This is a genomic window from Bartonella doshiae NCTC 12862 = ATCC 700133 (genome assembly GCF_000278155.1).
Taxonomy (GTDB): domain Bacteria; phylum Pseudomonadota; class Alphaproteobacteria; order Rhizobiales; family Rhizobiaceae; genus Bartonella; species Bartonella doshiae.
In genome coordinates this window covers 404,843-412,342 of sequence record NZ_JH725096.1, presented here as the reverse complement: position 1 = coordinate 412,342, position 7,500 = coordinate 404,843, and the positions used below count along the sequence as shown (strand labels likewise).

4 protein-coding genes and 1 pseudogene (1 of these 5 running past the window's edge) are annotated in these 7,500 nt (G+C 37.9%); 2 read left to right on the top strand and 3 right to left on the bottom strand.

Annotation, left to right across the window (positions count from 1 at the left end; translation table 11 throughout):
• Positions 1 to 1,440, top strand: the 3' portion of a protein-coding gene (locus MCS_RS06600; protein ID WP_004856651.1) for a M23 family metallopeptidase. Its footprint begins 537 nt before the window's first position; only the last 1,440 of its 1,977 coding nucleotides appear in the window; its start codon lies beyond the left edge, outside the window; it ends in the stop codon at positions 1,438 to 1,440.
• Positions 1,441 to 2,888: 1,448 nt separating this feature from the next.
• Here MCS_RS06600 and MCS_RS06590 read toward each other — a convergent pair.
• Positions 2,889 to 3,494 (bottom strand): disulfide bond formation protein B, encoded by a 606-nt coding sequence (locus MCS_RS06590; protein ID WP_004856648.1) that lies wholly within the window; start codon positions 3,492 to 3,494, stop codon positions 2,889 to 2,891.
• 10 nt (positions 3,495 to 3,504) lie between these two features.
• Positions 3,505 to 3,657 (bottom strand): DUF5993 family protein, encoded by a 153-nt coding sequence (locus MCS_RS08730; RefSeq protein WP_040296616.1) that lies wholly within the window; start codon positions 3,655 to 3,657, stop codon positions 3,505 to 3,507.
• Positions 3,658 to 4,202: 545 nt separating this feature from the next.
• On the opposite strand from MCS_RS08730, the pseudogene MCS_RS08180 reads away from it, so the two are divergent.
• Positions 4,203 to 4,403 (top strand): annotated as a pseudogene (locus MCS_RS08180) (hypothetical protein); the annotation flags it as partial.
• A 259-nt stretch (positions 4,404 to 4,662) separates the two neighbouring features.
• On the opposite strand, the gene MCS_RS06580 reads toward MCS_RS08180, so the two are convergent.
• Complete coding sequence (locus MCS_RS06580) at positions 4,663 to 7,338, bottom strand: autotransporter outer membrane beta-barrel domain-containing protein (protein WP_004856645.1); 2,676 nt, start codon at positions 7,336 to 7,338, stop codon at positions 4,663 to 4,665.
• Positions 7,339 to 7,500: the final 162 nt, after the last annotated feature.

Below are 7,500 nucleotides of genomic sequence, written 5' to 3'. Positions count from 1 at the left end.
CGCAATTATAATCTTATAATTGATCAAACAGAATTTGACGACTCAGACACCCTCACAGCTGATGAAGTACAAAAAGAATTACAAAAAGCTGGATTTGCTTTAGAAAAAAGCAATGAGCTTCTTTCAATTCTCACACTGGTCGACCCTTTACAATTAGATCACTCTTCCCAATTTAACGATGCCCCAGAAGTACGTATTGTTCAGGAAAATGTGACGGTTTCTCCTCAAAATCCCCGCATTGATCTCACCAAAAACTATGCTGAAGATATTATTCCTATTCGTAAAAAACAAAAGATAGCCGATTCTTTCAAAGAAACCAACTATACACAAGAACAAATTGAACAAGTTACAAATACTCTAGCCAGATTGAATCGTTCAGATATACTTAAAGAGGGAAATCTTTTACGCATTGGCATCATCACACAACCTGGAGAAAAAGATCTTTTGGTACGTGCCAGCATTTATCAAGGGATGTATCATGTTCTCACAATCGCTTTGAGTGATAAAGGCGAATTTATTGAAAGTGCAGAACCAGAAATGTCTCCAGCACTGAAAACCGCATTTCAGAATGGAATTCCCCATATACATAACAATATAACGCAATTACCAACAGTTTATGATGCCATCTATAATGCTGTGCTTAACCATAACATGTCAAAAACACTTTCTCAGCATCTTATTCGTTTACTTGCCACCAATGTTGATATGAAAAGCCGTATAACACCAACTGATCAGCTTGAAATATTTTATGCTGCTCCACAACACAACGAGACAGGGAAAAATGGCAAAGAAAACGTGAAACAGAAAAACACAAATACAGATCCTGAAATTCGCTATATCAGTGCTACCTTTGGCAACACAACATATAAATATTACCGGTATCAATCAAGAGATGGAAGCGTTGATTACTATGATTCCGAAGGGAAAAGTTCAAAACCTTTTTTACTGCGCAAGCCTACTCCAAATGGTATTTTTGCTTCTCCCTTTGGTCCACGAAAGCATCCTATTTTAGGCTATATTCGCATGCATACAGGCGTTGATTGGGCGGCTCCAAAAGGATCACCGATCATTGCCGTAGGAGATGGTGTTGTCATAAAAATAGGAGTAACTGGGGGCTATGGAAACCACACAGAAATTCAACACAGCAATGGGTATGTCAGCAGCTATTCACACCAAAGCGGTTATGCACCGGACATCAAACTGGGAGCTAAAGTCCGTCAAGGACAAGTCATTGGCTATGTTGGAACAACAGGAATGGCAACCGGTCCCCATTGCCATTTTGAAATCATTGTCAATGGTGTAAAAGTTGATCCTATGCGCATCCGTATACCTGACAGTAAAACTTTAACAAACCAAGACTTGCAAGTATTCTTGCGTGAAAAAAACAATATTGATTCTCTCATAAACAGCTCAGTAACGTCATCGGACGATACTTCCTAAATCACCAGAGAAAAAACGGGTTAATGACAAAAGCAAGCTGTTTTTGTCAAAAAAAGACATGAATGATTCCCCCTAAATATCCGTTTGATAGTTTCGAAATAGTATAAGCTCTTTTGGCTGTTTTTCTTGTTTTCTCCTTTTAGAAGGAAAATTAGAAAAATAACCAAGAAGAAATAAAATTATGACAATCTTCCATATTTATTGCCCCAAAACAAATGTTCTTTTATAACTTTACAGTCATTGCCAAGGATATAAATTCTCTTATGCATTACAATATAGTGGAACTATCTCTGCAACAGATTTACAGGTGTAAGAAATCCGCAAAACCATTAGAGAGAAAGTTTTTGATGATTCTTTAAGGAGATGTATCTTGTAATTTTCCATAAAATTCAAGATACTTTCCATTATGAGGCGTTTTTAAACTCTTGTCTCGTTGTTTACTGTGTATTTTCCCTATCTGCTTTTCTCACTAAGCAATGCTGGATAAAGTCAATAAAGGATAAAAACTAACTTAATACGGCGCATAAGCTCTATAGAATGAGATTTCGACAGTGATTAGATTTTTGAGGCTGATCGCTCTGCAATAACCTTTTCCGATGATAGGAATATTTAAAGAGAAAGTTCTACTCTACAGTGTGATCTTACCACATGTTCACTCCTAAATAATGCAGTGCAATTCTCATAGCCCCCCTCTCCAACACGTCTTAATCGTGTAATCGCCATAACAGAACAAAACCTTACCAACAATGAAGATAAACAACGTAGAAGTGGAGATATCGATAAGCGTTTTAAAAGCAGAAGGACGAGCCTCAATTATAGATTATTTTTCAGGTCTTTATGGATTTAGCAACAGCCTACCAAAGAGTTATTTCTAAAAACAAAACACCCACCAAATGGATTTATTGCCAATAAAAGTAATGCGGGAAATCATACTTTTCGTAGCATCATAACAAACGGGATTCTGGTATAGAGAGCAACACTTAAAGAAAGGAGTAAAAACACCTCTCGTAAACCCTCTTCATATAAGAGCAATCGGTAACATTGGAGGCTGACAAATATAATGATGGTGCGCCGGCTTATTCCTTTAAAAGCGTAAAGACGGTGGTGCTCAAAAGAATTAACCATTCACGAGTGACAGTGTGGAATGGGCTTAAAAGCATTAAAAAATGTTTCTTAAAAAAGCACGTAAATATGCAACACACTGGCGGTACAATGGCGGTCTGTTTGCGTAAAGGAGGTGCTCCCCCCCCCTAGAACGCAAGAAATAAAAGCGTGTAGCAACGCATACTGTCTATTATCTAAAAAATTGCTCTAGACATTTTTAAAATTCGTAAAGTCGACTGAAAGGGTAATGGTAAAGATAAGAATTGGTTTTTACCCTTCAAACTTCATATTTTCCCCACATGAGGCTGGCTCTCCGTTTCAGAGAAAAGACATAGAGTGAAAATCTATGATAAAAGCCTTGAAGACGGAGAAAAATCCCCTTTTGACAACATCCCATATTTTACCGGACCACCAGTGCATTGCCCAGTACCACATTCAAGTATAGCAGTAAGCAAGTTTGCAGAAATCAAAAACACAAAGAGGAAACCTACCATTTTGCTGAGCATTGGGAAAAAAGCAAATACTTTAAACTTGCGCGCAAATTTAGTCAAAACCATGATGAAAGAAACCACAACAATATAAAGGACTGCAATTATAAATGCCCAGATATAAAGACGCATTCCAAAGAGTGTTGGACCATCTCCAAGATTACCGAGCGTGATTTGGAAAAAGATCTGCATAGCGGCAGAAAGACAAGTTACCGTACACCCGAGAACAACCATACCATAATGGATATTTTTTACCCTATGGAAAATGTTGAACAAAAACCCACAACCCGCAATTATAAAACCAAGGCGTTGAAGAAGACAAAGGGGGCATGGCACAACGGATGGTACAGGCTTTGTTGGTTGATAATAGAAAGTCATCAGCAAGACAACGCATAAGCCTATAAGTCCTAACACATTCATAAATATGGTGAAATGATGGTTTTTTTGCTCAACAAGTTCCATAACTATTCTCTCAAAAAGACATGTTTAAAGGTGAAACTACATGATGATAAAAAGTAAAAAGGGTGACAATGAACAGAATTGTCCAGGAAGCATAACTTATGTTTTTTTGCCAGATTATGATTATTATTGCTGTACCTAGAGCGACTAAAAACGGAACAAACATTGCTAAAAAATCTCCTTTCTTACTGACACGCAAGATATTGCAAAATATGTTTTAAAAGAGTCAAAACTTAATTTATTCACAATCATTATTGTGATAACTATAGAAAAACAGTAAAGTATAAAAACCACGAAAAGAGGATTTTAACAAAAGCACTTAACTGCTGTATTTAACCGTACGCTCGCTTTTTCATGAAAAAAAAGAGTGTCATTCTTTCTGACCATGAAAGAATAATTTGAACGGCAAAATAAGTATAATTGATTTAATATGGAGATTTTTACATTTCTTTTCAGAATGGGACATTCTTATTTTTGCCGTAAAAATCTCTCTTTTTTGCAAGAAGTTTGTTTAAATTGCAACAATGCTTCAATTTTATGGCCGTTCCCCTCTCCTTTTAGCGAACAAAAACCATGAGCATTCTTAGACAATCTTATAAGAGTCAATACATTAATTTATAAGGACAACTATTTATTTTTAACGTAAATGAGAGCCCAGAATACCGTAAGCCTTTCTCATTTCAATCCTATTTACATTGAAAGGATTCTAGAATGACTGGAAATGATGCCCTTCTTACTGACCGTAAAAGTATAAAAATGCTTCATATAAGTGTTTCAACATTCCAGCGTCCGTCATATAACCAATAGATCTTTACCTAAGCCTTTAAGATTTGGTTTTTTTCACGCTGGTTACAATCAAATCTGATAAATGTAATCAAAAAAGCTAAGAAGCAACGTTATAATGACGCAGCACAAAAAACTTGTCACATAAAGACGGACAAGACTTTTCAAATTACCATAAATTCTGAATCGCAAAATCTATCCTATAATGCAACATCATAGGATACAAAATGTACAATATATAAATGCCTGCCCTGCTGTGTGGTATAAATGTGCAAGCGAACGGGAAAAGAAAACACCGCTCGCTTTCACACGCATTTATAATCTTATATGCTTGCGTTATCACCGTATCGTGACACGCTGTTTTGCTTAAAGAAGAACGTCCTTGTGATTAAAACTGATAGCGTATGCCCCCAGAAAAACTTGCTCCAGTGATACCGGTTTTTTGCAGTTTTTGCTGATAACTGACATCACCATGGATGGAGAAGTTCTGAGACAATTTTGCATTGATGCCAACCCCGCCTTCAAGTGAGGCTCCCATAGGATCAAGATCAAAGATATCTCCAATCTGGATTTTCCCATCATCTCCAAAAGTTTTAAGAAAGTTCACTTTGCCATAAAAGGAAAAGACATTGTTGTTTTCAGTAGAAACAGTTTTGCTCAAACGTCCACCAATGCGGGCCAACCACTGGGAAGGATTTTTCATATCAATCTTCAGGTTATCAGCATCTTTAATGGTGTCAAATGACAATTGTTGATAAATCAGCTGGGCCTGTGGTTCAAACGTTACCCCTTCCGCGTCAGTAGCAAATTCTTTACCAACAGTAGCAGAAGCACTCAATGTTGTTGTGTTGTTTAATTTTGCTGCACTCTTGAAGACAGCCGTTGTGATATTTCCATCGATCATGCCATAGGAAGCCAGGATATCGAGATACAGCCCATTATTATGCTGTATGCTGCCATAAGCTGTAGCGGCCCATTTGTTAAGCGTGCTCTTACCTGCATCCTCTATATTCTGAGGTGTGAAGGAGAGTTGCCCATAGGTTCCTAAAGCCCCAAGATGTATGGTGAAATCTTTGCTTTCTATTGCGGCTGATGTAACACCTGCTTGTGTTGCAGCATAGAAAATATCAGCGTTATAGCCATATTTAAGGGCACCACGCTCAGAGGTTAAGGTTGCAGTGTTGCCATAAGGAGACAAGAAGAAAGAATAACTCTGTGCTGTGTGTGTATCAGCTAACAATGCACTCTGCTTCAGCATATCAGTAAAACCAGCAGTGAAAAGAGCATTGGGCATTACGATATAGCTTGCTGTTTGTGCTACAGGAGCGGGTATGAGACCAGGGCCTGTATCAGGGTCTGTACCAGGATCTGTACCAGAGCCTGAGTCAAGAAATGCTTTGTATAAGCGGAAATCCCAGAAGTCTTCATTCTTTTCGTCAAAGAAGCTTTGTCCACTATTGGCTTTCCCATGGCTTGATGTTGGTCCATAGGCCGTTAGCGTGTATTTATAAGGCTTTCCTCCTAATGTGGTATAGCCCTTATCTAATTTGAAAGAGTCTTCTTTGGCATTTCCAGAAACTTGAATAAGCGAAACGCCGCTTGTATTGGAAGGAGAAGCAGCATTTACAACACTGTCTCTCTCTCCCAAATCGCTTTGTATATAAACTGTTGTGGTGCCTACCACATTCCCATGGATCAGAAGCCGATCGGATCTCTGTATTTCTGTTTCATCATCCCATGCTATGTTGAAGCCAATCCTTGCATCCCCAGAAGCATGGTAAACTGTTTTTGTCTCAGCTTTTCCAGTGCCTATATGCAATGTATGATAATACTCTTCTGTTGGATTTTCAAAAGCAATCGTGCTGTTGTCAAGATTCAGCACAGAAACATCAGAACGTGATCTTTGCGTGATATGAACCAGACGACCATCATCGTCTTTTTCGCTTCTGCTGTTTTTTATGGTCCATGTTGTGCCATTCTTCAAATCAAAGACTGTTTTGACCTCATCTGAAGTGTCCACTCTCCCTTCTATAGAAGAGTGATCTGCAGTTAAGAGTGTAGAAACGCTGTTGCCCCTTAATAAAACATCAGCGTGGATTTCTGTATTTTTGAGATTTACTTTACTGAAATCAGAAACAGAACCATAATAAGCAGTAATTCCTATACCATTTTCAACAGACAACTTAGTATTGGTTAAATTGATTTGAGCATCTTCAATCTCTATGCCAAATTTTTTTGCCGTTGCAGTAACATCTGTGGCGTCAATTTGTGCACCGCTGACCACATCAAAAGCAGAGTATTCTGCCTTAATGGATCCTCCCGTCATCACAATTTTGGAAGGGTTGTCACCTGAACGATTCATAGCAGAAAGTGCGCGACCCTCTGTAATAATTTCAACATCATTTAGAAAAGCAGTAGAACCGTTATCAACCCATACCCCTGTCCCCTTTGAATGAATCAAGCCTCCAGACATTGTGATTTGGCCTTCAAATCCCAATGCATGTATCCCGATCCCATGATTGTTCTTAAGCCTTACATTTTCTAGAGTTAATTTACTCTTGATGTTGTATAATTGTATTCCATCGCTTTCTGTGATGATGTCCACATTTTTAAGCTCAGCTATTGTAATAGCTTTATCGGAAGAGCCGTTAAGATAGATACCCATCTTTTGAGATGTAATGCTCCCCCCGATCATCTTGAAATGTGCTCCATTTTCTAAAAGAACGGCATAACAAGAAGTGTTATTCTCTGCTGGATTAATACACTCAACATTAGGATCAACACTCTTCTGTTGCTGAATAGTTGTATTTCCATACAGTTCAATTACACTGCCAGGACCGTTGGTATATACGACACTTTTGTCTAATTTATCATTAAACAGCGCTAAATCTGTGCCAGAAATTTTGCCACCCTCTACTGCTTCAAGAGTTTCATAGGTTGCGCCTGTTGGAGGGCGTGCAACTTCCCCTTTCGCAACAAGACTTTCAGCCTGTGCGTTGGAATGCGTACAAAACAGCGCAATTGCTGCAATTGCTGTGCAGGATAAGAGAGATTTTTTAAACATAAAGTTTTCCTAGCTTATAAGCCCAAAATGTTTCTCCCACGCTTATAAAAAACTAAGAAGAATAAACAATGGATGATTCTTAAATAAATATTCTAATAGTTCTATTGTATTCCTTATTATATGTCAAATTTAAAGAAAAATTAATACTTAAAGCATAATAAT

Excerpts from the sequence above, each read along its gene's own strand:
- MCS_RS06590 (WP_004856648.1), bottom strand. The coding sequence starts at position 3,494 with ATGGAACTTGTTGAGCAAAAAAACCATCATTTCACCATATTTATGAAT.
- MCS_RS08730 (WP_040296616.1), bottom strand. The coding sequence starts at position 3,657 with ATGTTTGTTCCGTTTTTAGTCGCTCTAGGTACAGCAATAATAATCATA.
- MCS_RS06580 (WP_004856645.1), bottom strand. The coding sequence starts at position 7,338 with ATGTTTAAAAAATCTCTCTTATCCTGCACAGCAATTGCAGCAATTGCG.